The organism is Streptomyces xanthii (assembly GCF_014621695.1).
GTDB classification, from domain to species: domain Bacteria; phylum Actinomycetota; class Actinomycetes; order Streptomycetales; family Streptomycetaceae; genus Streptomyces; species Streptomyces xanthii.
The window spans coordinates 5,116,876-5,135,300 of record NZ_CP061281.1 but is presented as its reverse complement, the minus strand read 5'-3'; the positions used below and the strand labels follow the sequence as shown (position 1 = coordinate 5,135,300).

Annotated in this window: 18 protein-coding genes and 1 tRNA gene; 10 read left to right on the top strand and 9 right to left on the bottom strand. The window is 72.1% G+C overall.

Annotated elements, in window-relative coordinates; genetic code table 11:
- Positions 1-22 precede the first annotated feature (22 nt).
- Positions 23-994: an ABC transporter ATP-binding protein gene (locus tag IAG42_RS23225; RefSeq protein ID WP_188338884.1), complete on the top strand. Its 972-nt coding sequence runs from the start codon at positions 23-25 to the stop codon at positions 992-994.
- 149 nt (positions 995-1,143) lie between these two features.
- Here the strand turns inward: IAG42_RS23225 and IAG42_RS23220 are convergent, their stop codons facing one another.
- The 3 genes from IAG42_RS23220 to ettA are packed head-to-tail and all read right to left on the bottom strand — an operon-like array spanning position 1,144 to position 3,919.
- Positions 1,144-1,836: a hypothetical protein gene (locus IAG42_RS23220; RefSeq protein WP_188338883.1), complete on the bottom strand. Its 693-nt coding sequence runs from the start codon at positions 1,834-1,836 to the stop codon at positions 1,144-1,146.
- A complete protein-coding gene (locus IAG42_RS23215) occupies positions 1,833-2,255 on the bottom strand; it encodes an acyl-CoA thioesterase (protein WP_188338882.1) in 423 nt (140 codons plus the stop codon). Before IAG42_RS23215 ends, IAG42_RS23220 begins: the two co-directional genes overlap by 4 nt.
- The gene (ettA, locus tag IAG42_RS23210; protein WP_188338881.1) at positions 2,255-3,919 is read right to left on the bottom strand and encodes an energy-dependent translational throttle protein EttA; all 1,665 of its coding nucleotides are present in this window, start codon (positions 3,917-3,919) and stop codon (positions 2,255-2,257) included. Before ettA ends, IAG42_RS23215 begins: the two co-directional genes overlap by 1 nt.
- 202 nt (positions 3,920-4,121) lie before the next feature.
- Between ettA and IAG42_RS23205 the strand changes: the two genes are divergently transcribed.
- Entirely contained in the window at positions 4,122-4,631 is a 510-nt protein-coding gene (locus IAG42_RS23205; protein WP_188338880.1) for an HAD domain-containing protein, read from the top strand.
- 70 nt (positions 4,632-4,701) lie between these two features.
- Here the strand turns inward: IAG42_RS23205 and IAG42_RS23200 are convergent, their stop codons facing one another.
- The 4 genes from IAG42_RS23200 to IAG42_RS38095 all read right to left on the bottom strand — a co-directional run bounded on the left by IAG42_RS23200 (position 4,702) and on the right by IAG42_RS38095 (position 10,681).
- Entirely contained in the window at positions 4,702-6,138 is a 1,437-nt protein-coding gene (locus IAG42_RS23200; protein WP_223206430.1) for a Cys-Gln thioester bond-forming surface protein, read from the bottom strand.
- Between the two features lie 418 nt (positions 6,139-6,556).
- Complete coding sequence (locus IAG42_RS23195; RefSeq protein ID WP_188338878.1) at positions 6,557-7,006, bottom strand: single-stranded DNA-binding protein; 450 nt, start codon at positions 7,004-7,006, stop codon at positions 6,557-6,559.
- A gap of 115 nt (positions 7,007-7,121) precedes the next feature.
- Positions 7,122-9,035, bottom strand: coding sequence for a YfjP family GTPase (locus IAG42_RS23190; protein ID WP_223206132.1), 1,914 nt, complete (start codon positions 9,033-9,035; stop codon positions 7,122-7,124).
- On the bottom strand, positions 9,032-10,681 hold the full coding sequence (locus IAG42_RS38095) for a dynamin family protein (protein WP_223206131.1): 1,650 nt from the start codon (positions 10,679-10,681) through the stop codon (positions 9,032-9,034). Before IAG42_RS38095 ends, IAG42_RS23190 begins: the two co-directional genes overlap by 4 nt.
- Positions 10,682-11,027: 346 nt before the next feature.
- Between IAG42_RS38095 and IAG42_RS23185 the strand changes: the two genes are divergently transcribed.
- From IAG42_RS23185 to IAG42_RS23165, 5 genes are all read left to right on the top strand, one after another.
- A tRNA-Arg gene (locus IAG42_RS23185) sits at positions 11,028-11,100 on the top strand.
- Positions 11,101-11,213: 113 nt separating this feature from the next.
- On the top strand, positions 11,214-11,462 hold the full coding sequence (locus tag IAG42_RS23180) for a DUF7660 family protein (protein ID WP_188338876.1): 249 nt from the start codon (positions 11,214-11,216) through the stop codon (positions 11,460-11,462).
- Positions 11,463-11,517: 55 nt separating this feature from the next.
- Positions 11,518-13,191: an SEL1-like repeat protein gene (locus tag IAG42_RS23175; RefSeq protein WP_223206130.1), complete on the top strand. Its 1,674-nt coding sequence runs from the start codon at positions 11,518-11,520 to the stop codon at positions 13,189-13,191.
- A 36-nt stretch (positions 13,192-13,227) separates the two neighbouring features.
- Positions 13,228-13,743: a putative immunity protein gene (locus IAG42_RS23170; RefSeq protein WP_188338875.1), complete on the top strand. Its 516-nt coding sequence runs from the start codon at positions 13,228-13,230 to the stop codon at positions 13,741-13,743.
- 168 nt (positions 13,744-13,911) lie between these two features.
- Positions 13,912-14,118 carry a hypothetical protein gene (locus IAG42_RS23165; protein WP_188338874.1) on the top strand — a complete coding sequence of 69 codons (207 nt, stop codon included), beginning with the start codon at positions 13,912-13,914 and terminating at the stop codon, positions 14,116-14,118.
- 33 nt (positions 14,119-14,151) lie between these two features.
- Here the strand turns inward: IAG42_RS23165 and IAG42_RS23160 are convergent, their stop codons facing one another.
- Complete coding sequence (locus IAG42_RS23160; RefSeq protein ID WP_188338873.1) at positions 14,152-15,054, bottom strand: alpha/beta fold hydrolase; 903 nt, start codon at positions 15,052-15,054, stop codon at positions 14,152-14,154.
- A 126-nt stretch (positions 15,055-15,180) separates the two neighbouring features.
- Here IAG42_RS23160 and IAG42_RS23155 point away from each other — a divergent pair, with 126 nt between their 5' ends.
- Positions 15,181-15,708, top strand: a complete 528-nt coding sequence (locus IAG42_RS23155) for a hypothetical protein (RefSeq protein WP_188338872.1) — start codon at positions 15,181-15,183, stop codon at positions 15,706-15,708.
- On the opposite strand, the gene IAG42_RS23150 is transcribed toward IAG42_RS23155, so the two are convergent.
- Entirely contained in the window at positions 15,685-16,257 is a 573-nt protein-coding gene (locus IAG42_RS23150) for an RNA polymerase sigma factor (RefSeq protein ID WP_188338871.1), read from the bottom strand. The genes IAG42_RS23155 and IAG42_RS23150 overlap by 24 nt on opposite strands.
- Positions 16,258-16,827: 570 nt before the next feature.
- Between IAG42_RS23150 and IAG42_RS23145 the strand changes: the two genes are divergently transcribed.
- Both IAG42_RS23145 and IAG42_RS23140 read left to right on the top strand, forming a co-directional pair.
- Positions 16,828-17,349, top strand: a complete 522-nt coding sequence (locus tag IAG42_RS23145; RefSeq protein ID WP_188338870.1) for a toxin-antitoxin system HicB family antitoxin — start codon at positions 16,828-16,830, stop codon at positions 17,347-17,349.
- 136 nt (positions 17,350-17,485) lie between these two features.
- Entirely contained in the window at positions 17,486-18,328 is an 843-nt protein-coding gene (locus IAG42_RS23140) for a DUF4097 family beta strand repeat-containing protein (RefSeq protein WP_188338869.1), read from the top strand.
- The last annotated feature ends 97 nt before the right edge of the window (positions 18,329-18,425 follow it).

Sequence of the window (18,425 nt, the reverse complement as noted above, 5' to 3'; positions counted from 1 at the left end):
CGAACGGGGAGGCCGTACAGCCATGACGACAGAGAGCACCACGACCGGCGCCGGCCCCACCCTCGCCGACCTGGAACAGCGGGCCACCGCCCACCGGGACCGGCCGGCCTTCGGCCACGACGCCCTGATCAGCTGCGACCGCCTGGTCCGTATCTTCACGACGGACGGCGTCGAGGTGCAGGCGCTCCAGGGCCTCGATCTCCTGGTCCGCGAGGGCGAGTTGATGGCCCTGGTCGGCGCCTCGGGCAGCGGCAAGTCGACCCTGATGAACATTCTGGCGGGCCTCGACGAGCCCACGGCGGGCGCCGCCAAGGTCGCCGGGTACGACCTGCTCACCATGACCGCGAAGGACCGCCTGCGCTACCGCCGCGAGGCCGTCGGCTTCGTCTGGCAGCAGACCGCCCGCAACCTGCTCCCGTACCTCACGGCCAGTCAGAACGTGGCCCTGCCCATGCAGTTGCGCGGCCGCACCAGCCGCTCGAAGAAGGCGGCCCGCGCCGCCGAACTCCTCGACCTGCTGGGCGTCGCCGACTGCCGGAACCGCCGCCCGCAGCAGATGTCCGGCGGCCAGCAGCAGCGCGTGGCGATCGCGGTGGCCCTGGCCAACGAGCCGAAGGTCCTCCTCGCCGACGAGCCGACCGGTGAACTGGACTCGCACACGGGTGAGCAGATCTTCGCCGCGTTCCGCACGGCGAACGAGGAACTGGGCACGACCGTCGTCATCGTCACGCACGACCAGACGGTGGCGACGGAGGTGCGCCGCACCGTGGCCATCCGCGACGGCCGCACCTCGACGGAGGTGCTCCGCCACACCCAGGTCGACGCGACCACGGGCCAGGAGTCCCTGGTCTCCCGCGAGTACGCGATGCTGGACCGCGCGGGCCGCCTCCAACTCCCCGCCGAATACACGGAGTCCCTGGAAATGCGGGACCGCGTGATGCTGGAACTGGAGTCGGACCATATCCAGGTGTGGCCGGACGACCAGGAGCGGTAACCCGTATCGGGGAAATGCGACCCGAAGGGTCTGCATTTCAGGGGCGCGGGGCTGTACCGATCAGCGACTCCGTCGCGGGGCGCGAGAAGCCCCACCGGCCGGCACTCGCCGACGAGACGGGCGAAGCTACGGCGCGCGTGGCTCGCGCCTCAGACGGGACTGACGGACAACCCGCCGAGCCCGGCCGACACCCGCCGATAGACAACCGCCCCATACGCCGTACGCAGCCGAACCCACGCCCCGGCAACGAGCAGATCAACGGCTTCCCCGCGCAGAAATCCCAGGGAAACAGCCGCATGAGCCACCCGGACGGGAACCCCGCTGCCCCCGATCTCCCGGGACCAGATCTCCCGCCCGACCCGATCGAGCTCACTCCGGGTCCGCGCCTCGGGCTCCAGCCCCTCGATCCGCTCCCGGAACTCGACGACCGCGGCCCGCACGAGCCCCCGCAGGGCCTCCCCACCGGGAAAGTCCTCGACGACCCGCCACCCTCCGCGAGGAGGAAGCACCCCCGCCCACGGCGGCCCGGTCACCGCGGCCGGAACGGCGACCGTCCCGGCCGCCTCGTCCACGGACTCCAGGAGCTCCCCCGCGGACACGGTGACGTCGAGCGCGTCCTCGACCCCGTTCTCGTACGGCTTGAGCAGCCGCACGGCCCGGACGGCCAGCACCTCGAACGAGGGCGGCCGGCCGAAAACGGCGAGCGCCTGCCCGCCGGCCTGCGCCTGCAGCCGTACCGCGGCCGCCTTGTCGTAGTGCAGCAGCCGGCCGAGGAAGGCGGCGAGATCCGCCGCCTCCCCGGCGTCGGCGAAGTGCAGCACGGGCGCTGCGGTCCCGCTCATGCGGCGAGCGCCTCCGCACGGTCCACGTCGTCGTCCCGGTACTCCTCGAGGAACTCGCGCTCCTCGGCGGTGATCCGGCGCGGCCGCTGCGCCTCGAAGTCGAACGGCACGATGACCGTCGCGGCCCGGACGTACACCTGGTCCGGGTCCTTGACCTCGTAGGCGAGCGTGAACGACGCGGCCTTTATCTCGGTGACCCACAGCTCGATGCTGACCGGGGTGTGCCGGTGCACGAGCTGCCGCTTGTAGTCGATCTCATGGCGCGCCACGACAGACCCCTGCTGGAAGTCCTTGTCCGGGCGGAACAGGAAATCGATGCGCGCCTCCTCCAGGTACCGGAGGAACACGACGTTGTTGACGTGTCCGTACGCATCCATGTCCGCCCAGCGCAGGGGGCAGGCGTATACGTGGCGAGCCATCAGCCGCGGGTCAGCTTCTTGTAGGTGGCGCGGTGCGGGCGGGCCGCGTCGGCACCGAGCCGCTCGATCTTGTTCTTCTCGTACGACTCGAAGTTGCCCTCGAACCAGAACCACTTGGACTCGCCCTCGTAGGCGAGGATGTGCGTGGCCACTCGGTCCAGGAACCACCGGTCGTGGGAGACCACGACAGCGCAGCCCGGGAACTCGAGCAGCGCGTTCTCGAGGCTGCTCAGGGTCTCGACGTCGAGGTCGTTCGTCGGCTCGTCGAGGAGCAGCAGGTTGCCGCCCTGCTTGAGGGTCAGCGCGAGGTTGAGGCGGTTGCGCTCACCACCGGAGAGCACACCGGCCGGCTTCTGCTGGTCCGGGCCCTTGAAGCCGAAGGCGGACACGTAGGCCCGCGACGGCATCTCGACCTGGCCGACGTTGATGTAGTCCAGCTCGTCGCTGACGACGGCCCAAAGGGTCTTCTTCGGGTCGATGTTGGCGCGGTTCTGGTCGACGTACGAGATCTTGACGGTCTCGCCGACCTTGATCGAACCGGAGTCCGGCGTCTCGAGACCCTGGATCATCTTGAAGAGGGTCGTCTTGCCGGCACCGTTCGGGCCGATGACGCCGACGATGCCGTTGCGCGGGAGCGTGAAGCTGAGGTCGTCGACCAGGACCTTCTCGCCGAAGGCCTTGTTGAGGTTGTTGACCTCGACGACGACGCTGCCCAGACGCGGGCCCGGCGGGATCTGGATCTCCTCGAAGTCCAGCTTCCGGGTCTTCTCGGCCTCGGCGGCCATCTCCTCGTAGCGGGCCAGACGCGCCTTGGACTTGGCCTGACGCCCCTTGGCGTTCGACCGCACCCACTCGAGCTCTTCCTTGAGGCGCTTCTGGCGCTTCTCGTCCTTCTTGCCCTCGACCTTGAGCCGCTCGGACTTCTTGGTCAGGTAGGTCGAGTAGTTGCCCTCGTAGGGAATGGCGCGACCGCGGTCGAGCTCGAGGATCCACTCGGCGACGTTGTCGAGGAAGTACCGGTCGTGAGTGATCGCGACCACGGTGCCCTTGTACTGGGCCAGGTGCTGCTCCAGCCAGTTCACGGACTCGGCGTCGAGGTGGTTGGTGGGCTCGTCGAGGAGCAGCAGGTCGGGCGCCTCGATGAGCAGCCGGCACAGGGCGACGCGGCGCTTCTCACCACCGGAGAGGTTGGTGACGGGCCAGTCGCCGGGCGGGCAGCCCAGGGCGTCCATGGCCTGCTCCAGCTGACCGTCGAGGTCCCACGCGTTGGCGTGGTCGAGGTCCTCCTGGAGCTTGCCCATCTCCTCCATGAGCTCGTCGCTGTAGTCGGTCGCCATGAGCTCGGCGACCTCGTTGAAGCGCTTGAGCTTGTCCATGATCTCGCGGGCGCCGTCCTGGACGTTCTCCAGCACGGTCTTCGAGTCGTCGAGCTCCGGCTCCTGCATGAGGATGCCGACGCTGTAGCCCGGCGACAGGAACGCGTCACCGTTCGACGGCTGCTCGAGCCCCGCCATGATCTTCAGGACCGTCGACTTACCGGCACCGTTCGGGCCGACGACACCGATCTTCGCTCCGGGAAGGAAGTTCAGGGTGACGTCATCGAGGATCACCTTGTCGCCGTGCGCCTTGCGCGTCTTGCGCATGGTGTAGATGAACTCAGCCAAGAGAAACCGTCCGGCAGTCGAAGTACGGGTCCGCGTCAAGCGGCTCCACCGCGTGAGGGCAGATACACCCCATCTTGCCGCATGGCCAGCACTGGGCGGAAACCCGTATCGGAGCGGGGGCCTGAACTGGGCTTTTTCCACACACCCCTGCGTTGCCGGGGCATCACTGTCGGCGACCACGCGCGTCCCCTGTCGTGCGGCCGTGACCCACTCCACCGAACGTCGCTCCCTGCCCGTGCGGCGCCCCTTTCTCTTTCTCGATGTCGACGGGCCGCTGATCCCCTTCGGGGTCGCGGCCGGGTCCGTCGATCCCTTGGAGCGGCTCGATCCCGGGGTGGGGGCGCGGCTGCTGGGGCTGGGGTGCCGGATGGTGTGGGCCACGACGTGGATGGGGGAGGCCGACGAGATCGTCGGGCCGCGCGTCGGGCTGCCGCCGCTGCCGGTGCTGGGCGGGTCGGGCGGCGACGGTGAGGGGTCTCCGGGCCCGCGGGGGCTGCACTGGAAGGTGCCGTTGATCGTCGAGTGGGCGGGCTCGGAGCCGTTCGTCTGGGTCGATGACGAGATCGGCGCCGTGGACCGCGACTGGGTCGCCGCCGCGCACCCCGGGCCGTTCCTGCTGCACCGCGTGGATCCGGCCCGGGGACTGACCGACGCCGATTTCGCCGCGCTGCACGCGTGGCTGCGCGGCGTCGCCTGGCCTCCGGCCGGATGAGATGCCGCTGCCCGCCACCGTGATCGGGACGGGGCGGGCAGTGGTGGCGGGTGGACCGGAGCGTTCGGGATCAGTCGTTCTGCTGGTCCGGGGTCTTCTTGCGGCGGGAGAGGAACAGGGCGCCGCCGCCGACGACCACGAGGGCGATCGCCGCGCCCGCGATGATCGGGGTCGCGTTCGAGCTGCCGGTCTCGGCGAGGTCCTGGCCGGGGGTGCCGGTGCCGCCGACGGACGCGGGGCTCGGGCGGGTCGTCGCCTGGGGGCGCAGGCCGCCGTCGTCGGAGGTGACGGCCAGGGCCGCCGACGCGGTGCGGCAGTCCAGGACGCCGCGCAGGCGCTTGGTGAAGCCGTGCGGGCCCCGGATCGTGAAGTCGTACGCCTGGTCCTCCTGCAGCGGGACGGTCACCGTCTGCGTGGACTCGGCGGGGATGGAGTACTCGGTGTCCATCAGGGTGAAGGTGAAGGGCGCGTCCCCCTTGTTCACCGCGGTGATGTCCACGCCGCCCTTCGCGCAGTTCTCACGGGCCGACAGCGCGGGCACGGGCCCCTTGGCGGCCCAGGTCGCGGTCGCGGTCGCGGAGACCGCGGACTCGCTGGAGCCCGCGAGGATCTGGGTCTGGCTGCGGCTGTCGGAGGTGAAGGCGCGGCCGACGGGCACGGTCGTCGAACCCTGCACGGTCAGCGCGGCCGAGCCGGCGGCGGCTTCCTCGGGCACATCGAAGTAGATCTTGCTGCCGTTGGAGGCGGAGACGACGGGCTCGCCCTTGGCGTCGACGAGCCTCACGCCGCCGGACGCCGCCTCGGCGGGCGGGGTGACGGTGAGCGCGTCCGCGTTCGTCCGCACGGTGACCGGGCCGAGCCGCTCCCCCGGGTGCCCCGACACGGCGGAGGGCACGAGGCTCAGCGAGGCGCTCGGCTCGGTGAGGTCGCGGGCGCTGCGCTGCAGGTAGTCCGCGAGCTTCTCGGCGGCGGGGCTCTCCGCGTCGACGTCGGCCCCGTCCGAGTACCGCCAGATCGCGACCTGGGTGCCGGTCGCGGCGTCCTGCTCGGTGAGGCTCCCGGCGCCGGCCTTGCGGGCGAGCGCGGCCAGGTCGTTCACCTGCGGGTAGGAGTTCTGCAGGATCCAGCGGATGCGGCCCGCGTCCTTGTTCTGGCTCAGAGACGTGCCGCTCCAGGGAGTCTCCTGGTACTTGGCGTCGGTCTGCGTCGGGTTGTGCAGGTCGATGCAGTACGTCTGCAGCGTGCCGCCGCCGTCGACGGTCATCCGGAACAGTCCGGCGGGGATCTTCTCGTCGTGCCCGCTGTCGTGCAGCACGGCCGTGCCGTAGGTCTCGAGGCCTCCCAGGGTGGCGCCGGCGCCACCCTCCTGCTGGGTGCCGTCATCGGCCTGGGCCGCTCCGGCGCCGGTTATCGCCCCGGCGGCCAGGAGGCCGGACACGGCGACCGCCGCGGCGGCCCGGGCACAGGCCCGCCCGCGCCACGAGGCCCGCACGGCCCGCGAGAACACAGAAAACACGTAATCCCCTTCAGGCGGAACGCGTCGACACATGGGGGGTGGTGTCCCGCCGGCAGATCGAGGTCACTTCGTCGCCAACCACAGTGACCCGGGCGACATCTGAGGCTTCGTGAACCCGCTGAGCCGCCTCGATTCGCTCGAGCCACGCCCGGCATCCTAGGTAAGCGGCTGTTCACGATCCCCGCAGCGGCCGCCCGGCAACCGATCCGACTCGCAATCGTTATCGCCGACACGCGCCCTGAGCTGGACTTGTCGACAAATCACCGGCACGCAAGGCGCGATAGGCCGCACATCGGGCATCCGGAGTGCCCACATCCGGAAACCCCACCTCAGCGGCTCACACCATGGGTCCACCCCGCGACCGAACACCCCGGCCGACCGCACCATGGGTCCCCCGCGGCCGAACGCCTCAGCCGACCGGCTCCGGCTGAGGCTCCGGCTCGATCTCGAACGACGGTTCGTCCCGGGCCTGTTGACCCTCCGTCGCGGTGGCCGCCTTGCGGGCCGTCGCCCGGCGGAAGGCGGCCGTGCCCCGCGACAGGTCGTGCCCGACGGCCGTCGCCTGGATGTCGGCCGACGTCCAGTGCTGGCCGCCCCGCTCCTCGTCACGCACCTTCAACCGGCCCTGCACGATGACCGGTTCACCGACCGACACCGACCCCTGCACGTTCGCCCCCAGATTCCCCCAGGCCCACACCGTGAAGAAGTTCGTGTGGCTGTCCACCCACGCCCCTTGCCCCGCGTCGAAACGGCGCGCCGTCACCGCGAGCCGGAACCGGGCCACCGGCCCCGTCGGCAGCTCCCGGAACACCGGCGTCGTCGCCACGTTCCCCACGACCGTCAGCAGCGTCTCGTTCATGTCCGCTCCCCTCCCGCGCCGGCCCCTGCCCGGACGCGTGATCGCGGCCCGAGCCCTTCCCGGACCGCGATCCCCAGACTGCTCCCGCCCCCGCTCCCCCGCTCCGGCCTGTGACCTACCGGCCGGTTGTGGAAAACCCCGTCACCCGTACGTACTGCTCCCTGACCTCGCGGTAGCGCAGCAGCTCCGCCGCGACGGGGTCAAGGACCCGGGCCCGGCCGCACGCCGCCGCCGCGTCGCGCAGCCGCCGCTCCGCCTCCTGCCCGTACCGCCGCGCCGGACCCTTCGCCGCGGCCCGGCAGGCCCATTCGACGCACGGCCCGCCCACGATCCCGGTCAGCATCATCAGCACCGGCACGCCCAGGTTCGGCGAGACGGCACCCACGATCTGCGCCACCAGCCAGAGCCCGCCGAGCAGTTGGAGCAGCGTCATACCGACCTGGACGAGCACGGCGAACGGCCACCACTTGGGACGCGGCGGACGCGCCCCCGGCGTGTACGCGGCGCGCTGCCTGCGCGAGCCGCCCTGGGGCGAGGCGGCCGAAGCCGCCAGCTCGTCCAGTGCCTCCGGGAGGTCCTCGGCGCCGCGCGCGGCGGCGTCCCGTACGGACTGTGCCCAGCTGGCGGGCAGGCCCGTGGCGGCGGCGTCGCCGACCTCCCGTACGGCGTGCTCGACGCGCTGGCGCGCCGTGATCTCGTCGTCGGCCGGGGCCGAGGGCGCCGGGATCGCCGAGGCGAGGGAGCGCCGGGCGTCGTACCAGCGCCACAGCCGCAGCCACGGGGTGCCGCAGGCGCGGTTGGCGCCGCGGGCCCAGGCCCGTTCGGCGGCCTGTCCCGCGGCAGCGGCGCCGACGGCCTCGGCGAGCCGGTCGGTGAACTCCTCCCGGGCCAACTCGCTCAGCCCGACCTGCCGGCCCGCCGCGTACAGCGGCCGCAGCCGGTCGGCGGTCGCGTCGATGTCGGCGGCGATGCGGCGCTCGGCGGCCCGCCGGGTCGCGGTGAACTGGTCGAGGGCGTCGCGCAGTTCGCCCACGCCCTCGCCGGTGAGGGCGGACAGCGGCAGCACGGTGGCGCCGGGCTCGCCGTACTCGCCGAGCGCGATGCCGTCCTCGTCGAGGAGGCGGCGCAGGTCGTCGAGGACCTGCTCGGCGGCCTCGTCGGGCAGCCGGTCGACCTGGTTGAGCACCACGAACATCACCTCGGCGTGCCCCGCCATGGGGCGCAGATAGCGCTCGTGGAGCATCGCGTCGGCGTACTTCTCAGGGTCGACGACCCAGATCACGGCGTCGACGAGATCGAGGACCCGGTCGACGGTGTGCTGGTGCTCGGGCGCGGCCGAGTCGTGGTCGGGCAGGTCGACGAGGACGAGCCCGTCGAGGGAACCGGGTGCGCCCTGCTGGATCGGGCGGCGGCGGGAGCGGCCCGGGATGCCGAGGCGGTCGAGGAGGGCGGCGGCTCCGTCGGTCCAGCTGCACGCGATCGGCGCGGAGGTGGTGGGGCGGCGCAGGCCGGTCTCGGAGAGGGGGACGCCGGCGAGGGCGTTGAACAGGGTCGACTTGCCGCTGCCGGTCGCTCCGGCGACGGCGACGACGGTGTGCCGGGAGGACAGCCGGCGCCGGGCCGCGGCCTCGTCGAGGACCCGGCCCGCCTCGGTGAGGGTTCCGGCGTCGAGCCGCGCGCGGGACAGGCCGACGAGCTCGCGCAGGGCCTCCAGGCGGGCGCTGAGCGGGTCCGTCGTGTCCGGGGCGTGTGCCGGGGACGGGGACGTGGTCAGGGCGTCGGCCGGGCGGCCCTCGGCGCGCCGGGCGATGAGCCCGTCGTCCCAGGGCCCGGCCTTCTCGCCCCGCTCGCCCCGCGCGGCCTTCCTTCCCGTCTTCCCGGCGCTCCTGAGGTTCCCGCCGTGCTCGGTGTACTCGGCGTGCTCAGCGCGCCCGGCCTTCTCCGCCTTCGCGGCCCTCTCAGTCCTCTCGGCCTTCGCGGCCTTCTCGGCCTTCTCGGTCGTATCCGTGACGGTGGTCACCGCCCTCACCTCTCCTTCTGCAGCAGCGACAGGGCCGCGATGAGTTCGGCCTGGGGCTCGGGGCCGACGCCGAGTGCGTCCATGGGGGCGAGCCGGCGCTCGCGTTCGGTGCCGAGCACGCTGTCGACGTACTCCGTGAGCAGGCGGCCGCCGCGGTCGCGCAGGCGCAGGGCGCCCTGGGCGCCGATGCGTTCGGCGAGGTGCTCGCCCGCGGCCTTGGCGCGGCGGCCGCCGAGCAGGGCGGTGGCGACGAGCGCGGCGACGGCCTCCGGGTCCGGCGGCGTGCCCCCGGTCAGCTCGGCGACGCCGCGCACCTGCTCCTCCGCGTACTCCTCCAGGACGCGCCGCCAGCGGCGTACGGCCAGCCCGATACGGTGCTCGGCGCTCTCCAGCCCCCGGTCGCGCCCGGTGAGTTCGGGCGCGTCGCCGCCCGGTTCGCGGCGCCAGGCCGCGTCCACGCGCGCGTCCGCCGCGGTGACGGCGCACAGCAGGAGCGAACCCAGGCTCTCCACGAGGGCGTCGAGCAGCTCACCCGCCGTACAGTCCAGCGGATAGCTGCGCCACCGCTTGAGCGCGTCCCCGGCGAGCACCGCGCCGTTCTGCAACCGCTCCTTCACGCGCGCGTGCTCGTCGTCGTACACCTCCTCGGCGGCGGTCGTGAGCCGTACGGTCGCGGAGTACTGGAGAGCGACGGCGGAGGCCAGTTCCGGCATCCGTACGCGCAGGGACTCCAGGACGCCGCGGGCGGTGCGGGCGAGGGCGATGCCGCGGGCGGCCGGGTCCTGGGCGCGGTGGGCGAGCCAGGCGCGCAGCGGGGCGACGGCGGTGGCCGGCAGCAGTCCGCCGTCGCGGGTCGACTCGGGCAGCTCGGGCACGGTGTACATCGGGACCTCGCCGAGCCCCGCCTTGGTGAGCAGGGCGCCGTACTGCTGCGACACCTCGGCGAGCACCTGGTGCGGCACCCGGTCGAGGACGGTGACGAGGCTGGCGTTGTACTCCTTCGCGGTACGGAGCATGCGCCAGGGCACGGCGTCGGCGTAGCGGGCGGCGGTGGTCACCATGACCCACACGTCGGCCGCGCTGATCAGGCGGGCGGCGAGCACGCGGTTCTCGGCGATCAGGGAGTCGACGTCGGGGGCGTCGAGGAGGGCGAGGCCGCGCGGCACGGTGCCGGCGGTCTCCACGCGCAGGGCGCGTTCGCCGTCCTCCATGAGCGGCACGAGCGCGTCGTCGTCCGGCTCCCTCTCCGCGCCGTCGCCCTCGCCCTCGGTCTGGCGGGGCATCCACACGCGTGTCAGGTCAGGCAGGACCCTCATCCCGGAGAACCAGTGGTGGTCGTCCGGATGGCAGACCAGCACCGGGGTACGGGTCGTCGGGCGCAACACGCCCGCCTCGCTCACCACCCGTCCCACGAGCGAGTTCACGAGGGTCGACTTGCCCGAGCCCGTGGATCCGCCGATCACGGCGAGCAGCGGGGCTTCAGGCGCCCGCAGGCGGGGCACGAGATAGTCGTCGAGCTGGGCGAGCAACTCACCGCGGTTGGCACGCGCGCGTGGCGCCCCCGGCAGGGGGAGCGGGAAACGCGCGGCGGCGACACGGTCGCGCAGCACGGTGAGAGCGTCGAGCAGCTGAGGCCGTACGTCCAAGGTCACCACATGCGAAGAATGCCCAATTTTGGTGGCTTTCTGAAGCATATGACCCCGTCTGCGCGCCGATAAGTCGTGCGATACGACACAGGAAGCGCACAGCGGGCACCGAGGGACAAGTGGGGGCGCAGGCATAACGAGTGCACAACACCCGTGACGCGAGGCACCAAAAGCACTGCAGGATTCGTACCCATCTGCGATTATCAGGTCCGCTTCACCGAACCTCCACATCGAGCCACAGCGACGAAACGGAGGCGAAGCAACAGGGACAGGGACCCGGGAGCTCTATCCTTGTCCCCGGCAAGGTCACGGATCTCCCCCACATCCGTCCGTCCGAGCCACCGGCCACACACCGGCCCCCGTAGCTCAGTGGATAGAGCAGGCGCCTTCTAAGCGCTTGGCCGCAGGTTCGAGTCCTGCCGGGGGCGCCTCTCGCCAGCCCTACTTCGGTGGGGCCTTTCTGTTTGCGCGGCCATGAGGTCCTCGGCGGTCCGCTCCGCCGGGCGTCGGTCCCGCGACCGCCCCGCGTAGGTTGCAGCGCATGACCGCCTCGCCCGAGCACGTTCAGAGCCGAGAAGACCTTGCCCGCTTCGTGCGCTCCCTCCATCGCCGTCACGCCGAGCACGAGAGCACGTGGGAGAACCCGGATCTTCCGAGCTTCCTGGGCGCGCTGTCGGCCTGGATCGACGACGCGGACGGCTGGTACCGCAACGCCGGGCGCGAGATGCCGACGGACGGTGACTGGCGGTTCTTCGCGCAGGCCCTCGAGGCCGCGACCGTCTACGAGTGAGGCGTGAACTTCCGCCCGTTCGAAGTAACTTGGCGTCGCCTGACACGATGTGATCATGACGACCACGCAGGACATACAGGCGCGCGGTGAGGCTCTGGTCGGCGCTGCGGTTTCCGGGGATGCTCAGGGAGCTCGGCGGGGGACCGACTTCTTCGTGCTCAATTCGTACGTGGACGAGGGCATCCCGTACTGGGAGCGGGCCGTGGCGGCCGGGGACGCCTTCTCTCACTACACGCTGGCCCGCTACCGGAAGATCCGAGGTGACCGGGCGGGGGCCGACGCGCTGTACCGGGCCGTCGCCGAGCGGCACGCGCCGAGCGCGTACGGGCTCGGGGTGCTGCTGCGGGAGAACGGGGATCCCGAGGCCGTCGAGTGGTTCCGGCGCGGGTGGGAGGACGGGCGGCATCTCGACTGCAAGATCGAGCTCGGCAAGCTGCTCGCGGCCGAGGGGAAGCTCGACGAGGCGTCGAAGTTCCTGATGAGCGACATCGAACTCGGCGACATCGCGGTCTTCCGCTGGTCGCAGCTGTTCGACTCGATCCGCGCGGACTTCGACCGCGTCGCGGCGGATCTCGACGCCGCCGAGGCCGAGGGGGACGAGGAGGCCGCGGTCGAGGCGCTGCGTCCGCTCTTCGATCTCGAGAAGCATTTCCGCACCTACCCGGGCCTGACCGTCGAAGCCGCCGCCCTGTACCGGCGGGCGTCCGCGCTCTCCGCGTCCGCCCGGGTGGATCACGCCGTGTTCCTGACGGAGACGGGCGGCGACGCCGCCTGGCCCGAGGCGCTGGGCCTGCTGCACGGCGCGCACGAAGCGGGATACCAGGGGGCCTCGTACGCGCTCGGGGTCCTGCACGAGCAGCGCGGCGATCTCGTCGAGGCCGAACGCTGGTACGAGGTCGCGACCGGGTACGACCACAAGGCGGCGCAGTGGAACCTCGCCCTCTTGTGCAAGCGGCAGCGGCGCTACGAGGAAGCCGAGCGCTGGTTCCGTGCGGTCGGTGAGGAGGACGAGGACGTCGTCGAGCAGCTCGCGCGGATCGCCGCGATCCGCGGGGGCGAGACCGCCGCCCCCGGCAAGGACCTGGACCGGCTGCCCGGGCTGCGCGAGCGGGCCGAGGCCGGTGACGTCCAGGCCGGGTTCGCCTACGCGCAGATCGTCCGCGACTGGGGCGGCGCGGACGCGGCCCAGCTGTTCCGGCTGATCGAACCCGCCGCGCTGGCCGGGGACCCGGAGGCGGCGCACGACCTCGCCGAGGTCTATGACAAGCGGCGCGAGCCCGTGCTGCGCGATCAGTGGTACCGAACGGCCGCCGAGGCGGGGCACCACGACGCCTGCCACCACATGGGCTGGCTCTCCGAGTACCACCGGGACTATCGGGAGGCGGAGCGCTGGTACGTGCGCGCCGCCGAGGACGGGTCCGGGCTCAACAGCATGCTCGCGGGCAAGCTGAAGGCCCAGCGCGGCGCCCACGCCGAGGCCGAGCCCTTCCTGCGTATGGCCTGGGAGCAGGACGGCGACGCCGCGTACCGCTGGGAGGCCGCCGGGTACTACGGGCTGGCGCTGCACCGGCTGGGCCGGCTCGCGGAGGCTGTCGAACCGCTGGAGGCCGCCGCCGAGCACTGGGACGAGGTGCGGGCCCGCTACAGCCCCGACGACTTGGACGTCCTCTCCCGGATGGTCAGGCCGGACGAGGAACTGGTCGCGGTGAAGGAGAAGTTGGCTGCTTGACCCGCCTCGGCGGTCGTCGGCCGCTACCGTGCGGGCATGATCCTCCCCAAGGTGAGAGACCCCCGGTTCATCACGATCCGACGCGGCGGGACGCTCACCGACGACGATCACCACCTGCTGGCCCTGTGGGCCGCCGACTGCGCCGAGCACGTCCTGCCCTTGTTCGAGGCGGAGCGGCCCGACGATCCGCGGCCTCGGGAGGCGATCGCATATGCGCGGGCCTGGGTGCGCGGCGAGTTCAAGATGATGGAGACGCGGGCGGCCGGCGGGCATGCGATGGGTGCGGCGCGCGATCTGAAGGGCGCCGCCCGGAACGCCGCGTACGCCGCCGGGCAGGCCGCCGTCGTCGCCCATGTCGCCGCGCACGAGCTCGGCGCGGCCGCGTACGCGATCAAGGCGGCCCGGGCCGCCGCGCCGAAGGACGAGGCGGATGCCGCGGGGCGGCGCGAGTGCCGGTGGCAGCGGGACCGCTTGCCGGACCCGATCCGCGCCCTCGTGCTCGACGACCAGCGGCTGCGGAACGACATCTGCTGGTCCGTCTTCGAGTGTTGAGGTCGGGGTCGGGGTGGGAGTCGGGGTGCTGATGGAGGCGGGGTGGGCTCGGCGAGTTCGTGGCCGCACCCCTCTCCCCGACCCTCGCCCTCGCCTTCGTACATGTTTTCCAAATGCCTCTCCGGAATCTGGTGTGGCTGGAAAGATCGCCCCGACTACGACAGCTCTATGACGGGGGATCAGATGGAGCAGCCCAAGCCGACCGCGCGTGCCGGATTCAACTGGTGGCTGCCGACCGTGTACGCCGCCGCCCTCGTGCTCACGAGCGCGGTGGGCAGCGGGCGGGCCACCGGCATCGTCGCCGCCGTGGGAGGCGTGCTGCTCGGTCTTTACTACGGGTTCGGCGCGCGACTGCTGGGGCGGCAGCGCGGCTGAGTCCTGGGCGCCCCCAGGCCGTCTCCGTCGGCGTCAGCTCCCGAAGAGGGTGCGGGCCGCCTCGGCCACCGCGTCGGGGCGTTCCTCGTGCGCGTAGTGGCCGACGTCCGGCAGCACCTCTATGCGGAGGTCGCTCGCGCGGGCCGTGCCCGGGGGTGTGAGGACGGACGGGGGCAGCATGAAGTCCCGTTCGCCGCCGAGGATCACGGTGGGCGTGGTGAGGCACAGCTTTCTGTAGCGGCCCAGGGCGAGGCGGGCGATGTCTCGCAGGGCGAAGGCACGGTGGAGGGCTTCGCCGGCGCGGGCCCGGCCGGGCTCGGCGCTGGAGCGGGTGTATTCGTCGAGCACGGCAGGTTCCCAGGTCGTCCGGTCCACCACGCCCTTGCGGAGGAGGTGGCGGGTGAAGGCGGGGCGCTTGTGGAGCAACCAGCGGCCCAGGAGCGGCTGTTCGAGCAGGGCCGTGTACCAGAAGCGCCAGGCCTGCGGCAGCAGTCTGCGGTGGCGGGGCCACGGATGCATCATGTTCAGCGCCAGGAAGCGCCTCACGCGCTGGGGTGCTCGCAGACACAGGTGGAAGCCCGCCCAGGCGCCCCAGTCGTGCCCGATGAGGTGGACCCGGTCGAGAGCGAGCGCGTCGAGCAGGGCGATGACGTCGGCAACGCGGGTGTCCGTGTCGTAGCCGGTGCGCGGCGCGTCGGAGCGGCCGAAGCCTCGCTGGTCCACGCAGATGAGGCGGTACTGGTCGCCGAGGAGTGGGGCCAGGCGGCGCCAGGCGCGTCCGTCCTGCGGGAACCCGTGCAGGAGGAGCACGGGCTCGCCCTGTCCGGTCTCGGTGATGTGCAGGCGCAGGCCGTCTCGTACGGTCACGTACCGGTGCCGCACGTCCTGCGGCTCTTCGGACTCGGCTGATCGCGGTCGGCTCTCGAAGGTCTCCATGGGGTCTCCCCGGGGTTCGCTTGTCTGGTCTCATGGAGGAAGGGGCAGGCGGACGCCGAAGCACTCCCTCGGATTCCGAGAAAATTTCTGCGTGCCAAGGATTTCTGCGCGAAAGGGGCATCGGCGATGAACGGTGGCGGCTGGCCCACGGCCGAGCTGGATCCGGTGCGCCGTCTGAAGGTCATCGCGGGCGCGTCCGGCCGGCCCGTCTACGCGGAGCGCCGCTTCGCGTTCCCCGTCGAACAGGTGTGGGCCGTCGCCTCCGACCTCGAGCACGAACTGCCTCTGCTCGTCTCCGGGTTGCGTTCCTTCGCCGTGACGCCGGTCGGCGAGCGCGAGGGTGCCGCAGGTGCCGCCGCCGGGGACCGTTTCGAAGGACGGGCGGTCAGCGCGCTGGGGCACCGGGAGCGGTTCGACATCGTGCTGCGGCCCGGCTGGTGCCTGATGCAGAGCGCGGTGCTCGGCAGCGGCATGGCGGCCAGGGCGGACGGCGACGACGGCTGTCTCTTCGCCTTCTACAGCAGCCTTCGGCTTCCCGGCGGGCAGCTCGCGGACCGGGTACGGGCCCCGTGGTCCGCGCGCCGCGCCGAACGGATGCTGGACCGGCTGGCCGCCCGGGTCTCCGCACGGTCAGCCCCAACCCGAACGGAATGATCTACGGGCCCGGAAGAGCCGGGACCTGACCGTCCCGACGGGCACCTCGAGCAGCTCCGCGACTTCCTGCTCCCCTAGCCCTTCCACGTGCCGCAGCACAAGGACCGCGCGGTGCTCTGGGGCGAGGCGCCGCAGCACGTCGGCGATGTCGGAGGCCAGTTCCGGATCCTCCTCGGTCGTCGCCGGCAGTTCGTCCCACTCCGCCCGCTCCACGGGAACGGTCTGGCGGCGCCGGCGTCGCTCGGCCCATCTGATCGCCTCCCGCACCGCGATCGCCCGCGCCCAGCCGAACAGCGCGGCGGGCTCCTTCAGCCGGCCGATCCCCCGGAACACCACGATCAGCGCCTCCTGCGTCGCGTCCGGCCCGTCCTGCAATGCGATCGGCCCACAGATCCGGCCCACGTACGGGGCGAGAACCCCGAGCAACTCGTCCATGGCCAGGGCATCGCCGCGCTGCGCACCCCGCACCAACTCCGCGACCGCCTCGGCCCCCGGACCGGGCCCGGCCCCAGGCCCTGGCCCCGCCTCACCCGTCCCGTCGAAAGGCATGGAGGTGACCCTAGTGCGGAGAGCGGGGGCCGGGTGGGGCTCGCCCTCGGCTGCCGAGTCGCGCGGGCGTCGCCCCGGGTCACAGCGGGCACAGCCCGGCGCCGCTCCCAGATGACTCCGACGCCCAATGGCACCTTCTGGCGTCACGTGGCACCCGTCGGCACCTTCCGGCACCACGTGGCACTCGTTGGCACCATCTGGCGTCACGTGGCACCAATGAGTGCCACCGGCAACGCCTCGCGTACCTGCGGGCGCCACGCCCGCTCGGCGACCTCTCCCTCCCCTCACATCTCCCGCCACCCTCCGACGCCCCTCACAGCGACGATCGTCCCGCCTCATCACGCCTCCCCCAATCCCTCAACTCCCAACTACCGCAAGGGCATCGCACCTGAATCGAGTCGATCCCCGACCCGCAGCAACGCCCCTCCGGCCCGGCCACCCCACTCACTCGAACCCCTCCCGCACCTCCAGACACCACGCGACACCAGATGGCACCACCGCGCGCCACCGTGGTGCCAAATTTCTCCGGACCGCTTGCGCATGGCACCACAGTGGTGCCACTATGACGTCATGGACCTGAAGCCGTACGTCGAGTCGCTCCAGCGGGAGCTCGCGGTGGCCGCCGAAGCCGGTGGCGACGAAGCCCGCGCCCTGGCCGAGCGCCTCACCGCCCCGCTCGAGTCGGCGACCCGCCTGACCCTGCTCAACGCTCTGTCCGCCGCGATGGACGAGATCACCGTCGAGCTCGCCCCGGGCTCGGTCGACGTACGGCTGCGCGGGCTCGACCCCGACTTCGTGGTGACGCCGCCGCCGAGCGACGCACCGCGCGCCGAGCCCCCGGCGGCGACCCTCGCCCCGCCGGCGCCCGCAGGCGTCGTCGAGACGGACGAGGGCGGCACGGCCCGGGTCAATCTGCGCCTGCCGGCCCACCTCAAGGCCCGCGCCGAAGAGGCCGCGAACCGCGAGGGGCTGTCGGTCAACGCCTGGCTCGTCCGCGCCGTGTCCGGCGCCCTCGACGCCGGTGGCGCCACCCCACGCCCCCAGGAGAAGAGCCGCTCCGTAGGACAGAGCTTCACCGGTTGGGTGCGCTGACCGGGCTCCGCGCCGAACACGTCACCTGACTGCACTGCACTGCACCTCACTCCACTTCCACCACCCCTCACCACGTCCCACCACGTCACGTCTCACCGGCAGGGACGCCCACCAGACCCAGAAGGACGGAACAGCCATGCCTTCTTTCGACACTCCGGAACCGATCTCCGTCACCGCTCACGTGGGCGCCGGCTCCATCCGGCTCACCGCGAGCGACCGCGCCGACACGGTCGTCGAGGTCCGCCCCGCCAGTCCGAAGCGGGACAAGGACATCAAGGCCGCCGAGCAGACCGAGGTCGCGTACGCGGGCGGCGTCCTGACCGTGCGGACCAGGGAGCGGCGCTTCATCGGCCCCAGCGGCGCCGTCGACGTGACGGTCGAACTGCCCGTCGGCTCCCGCGTGGACGTGACCGGCTCCTGGACCCAGGTACTCGGTGACGGCCGGCTCGGCGAGGTCCATGTGAAGACCTCCGGCGGCAACATCCGCCTCGAGGAGACCGGGCCGCTCCAGGTCAGCGCCGCCCACGGCGCGATCCACGTCACCCGCGTCGAGGGCGCCGCCGAGCTGTCCACCAGTTCCGGCAACGTGCGCGTCGGGGTGATCGACGGCTCCGCCGTGCTCAAGAACTCGCACGGCAACATCACCGTCGGCACCGTGACGGGCGAGCTCCGCGCGAGCGGTGCGCACGGCGAGGTCGACATCACCCGCGCCGAGGACTCCGTCACCGCCACCACGGCGTACGGCAGTCTGCGGCTCGGCGAAGTCGCCTCCGGGGTCGTCCAGTTGGACACCGGGTACGGCAGCATCGACGTAGGTGTCCGCGAGGGCACCGCCGCCTGGCTCGACGTCATCTCGGCACACGGGCAGGTGCACAACACCCTCGCCGACGCCGCCCCGCCCGCGGAGACGGAGGGCACCGTCAAGATCCACGCCCGCACCCGCGCGGGCAACATCGAAGTCCGCCGCGCCCGCCCCTGAGCCCCGCCACCGACTTCACCTTCACCACCACTCTCGCCTTCACCGCCACCTTCACTTTCACCTTCACCTCGGCTTCGGCCCCCACCGGGAGGGCTCC